This window comes from Mesorhizobium sp. M2E.F.Ca.ET.209.01.1.1, from assembly GCF_004010375.2.
Lineage (GTDB): Bacteria > Pseudomonadota > Alphaproteobacteria > Rhizobiales > Rhizobiaceae > Mesorhizobium.
On record NZ_SADP02000754.1, the window covers coordinates 1 to 324 of the forward strand.

The 324-nt window shown below is 61.1% G+C and carries 1 protein-coding gene; it reads right to left on the minus strand.

Going from position 1 to position 324, the window contains the following annotated elements:
* Window positions 1-28 precede the first annotated feature (28 nt).
* Window positions 29-324: hypothetical protein (locus tag EN852_RS41945; RefSeq protein WP_246694551.1), on the minus strand; the 296-nt coding region annotated here is incomplete at its 5' end.

Consider the following 324-nt stretch of genomic DNA (forward strand, 5'->3'; position numbering starts at 1 on the left):
GGGATGACTGCCTTTAGCCGACCACCGATCAGGCGCTTGGAATGGCGCGGCTGCAGCACGTCATCGAGCAGCTTTCCAACTGCACCGGCCTCCTGTCCACAGCCTTCAGACCCCTCGTGCACGCGACGCGCGGAAGGTCTTTCCTGACCTCAATATAGGCTGTTGTGCCAAGCAGGAGACCAGTGCAATAAGGGCTGCCACCAGCCAGCCGTTCAGCATGTGTTGACGCATTGTCTTTCCCCCGCGCCCCCAAGGTGGAGCGCGAAGGCAACCATTGGATGTCGCGGAGCGCATCTGCCGCGCTGGCGTTGTTACAAAACCCAG